Source organism: Paenibacillus sp. P4_E11 (genome assembly GCF_056401635.1).
Genome location: NZ_JBFUIX010000393.1, coordinates 1 through 1,901 on the forward strand (window position 1 = coordinate 1; position 1,901 = coordinate 1,901).

Consider the following 1,901-nt stretch of genomic DNA (forward strand, 5'->3'; position numbering starts at 1 on the left):
GAATACAAGAAAGCGGCTGAAGTATATAAATTTGTTGTATCTGAGAAAACTGACCTTGACGATCCTCTTCTAAGGACAATCACCAGATACTACCTTGCAATTTCAAAGAAAATAGAACAGCAGGATAACGTGATTTATGATTTATTAGTAAAAAGATATCCAGGCGAAAAACAACTAATAGAAAATTTATATAATAATCTATAGGCATGTGATCCATTTTTCGAAATAGGTAACAAGTGAAGTACCGGTATAGGTATAAGTCATATACGGTGGGTGTAAGTTAATGCTCAAGCCCGGTCTAGGGGATACGTTAGCGACTATCCTCATAGTTCTTGAGGTGGCGATCATATAAGTTTGCTTTATCAGACCAGAATGATCGTCTTCAATTCCATCTTGAAGGTGAGCTTTCCAGAATCTCAAGATCCATCAGGTGTGCCTCATAAATCAGGGCGATGGATGCCTAGTAGGTGTTCAATTTAACTGAAGCATCTTGGGTCATGAACCTTTGTTAACTTAACAGCCCACATTCAAAGTATAATAAAGGAAATTCATCCTTCTTGTGGAATAGAAACCTCTAAGATGTAAAATTTTTATGGATGTAAAGGAAATTTTGATATCTTTAGATGGGTTTTAGGAAGTAGCTGCTTCTTAATCTAACGAAGGTGATGTAGGTGACTGGTCATACAGTGATTTATACTTTAAGAGAAGGCTGGAGTTGTTAGTATGAATACGAACTTATTTAGGGCATTTAGAATAATTGCTAAAAGAACATATAATACAGGCCTTGACCTTTGGTACTATAAACGGTGGTTTGGCGGTTCAATAAAACCAGTAGAGGATGGGGCGTACCCAACACAAAGTACAGATTATTTCGTATTGTCTCATGTATTTAGGCGATTTAAACCAAGTCCTGATGATGTTTTAGTAGACGTTGGATGTGGTAAGGGGCGCGTTATAGCATGGTGGCTGAAGCAAGGATTCAATAATAAAATAATCGGGGTCGAGATTAATTCAAAAGTAGCGGAAGCCACAAAATTGATGTTCAAAGACGAACCTAAAGTTAATATCATTAGTGGTGGGGCAGTAACGATGTTTCCGCAGGAGGGTACTTTATTTTACCTTTTTAATCCTTTCGATGAAGTTGTGATGCGCCAATTTAAAGAGAAATTAGATGAATCCATCCAAACGAAAATAACCCTTATATATTACAATTGCGTACACGTTGAGATTTTTGAAAATGATCCTAACTGGAAAGTGGAAATCCAAACTGTCTCGAGCCCCGCACAAGCAATCAACCGCAAAATAGCATTCTTGATTAAATGTCAAAACTAAACAGATACAACTTAGCGCCTTATGGGCGCTATTTCTTATTTTACTAACGAAGTTCATTGGGACGATAAGTCAGGGCGGACTTCGATGCGACCTTGCTTCGCCAGGTAGTTCGTGCCTTAGAGGTCCTGTGCTGACGATGCCAAGCCTTGACTAGGTGTACCTGGCTTGCGGCAGCACCGATCTACGCGAATCAAACAATGCCTGGCGGCACACATTCAGTAAGGGTTCGCACTCGATCCCTTCTCCCCTTGCTTGTTTGTCTTCTRCATTCGCCAGCGCAACAAGCTGAAGATGCTGTATTTAATACGACTTCGTAATAAGTAAAGTTATTCCGAACAATTTGTTATTCTGACCTTTTCCTGTTATACAGTTATCGTGAATGAATCTGCCTATGTCGGTTTTTACATGTTTCCGCTGAACTGAATTGCCCGAAAGACGTATTGCCCGTCACTGTCCGATTGATTGTCAGATATAATGACCGAGACGATATCTCTCGGAAAGGAAAAGACGCCTCGTTTGATGTGTTATTACAGGAACAGTATCACGGAGGCGTCTTCCCATATAAACAA

2 protein-coding genes are annotated in these 1,901 nt (G+C 39.6%); both read left to right on the plus strand.

Annotation, left to right across the window (positions count from 1 at the left end; genetic code table 11):
- Positions 1 to 204 (plus strand): hypothetical protein (locus AC1DWB_RS34385; protein WP_477545564.1); only part of this gene is annotated, 204 nt, incomplete at its 5' end.
- 519 nt (positions 205 to 723) lie between these two features.
- Entirely contained in the window at positions 724 to 1,332 is a 609-nt protein-coding gene (locus AC1DWB_RS34390; RefSeq protein WP_477545565.1) for a methyltransferase domain-containing protein, read from the plus strand.
- The last annotated feature ends 569 nt before the right edge of the window (positions 1,333 to 1,901 follow it).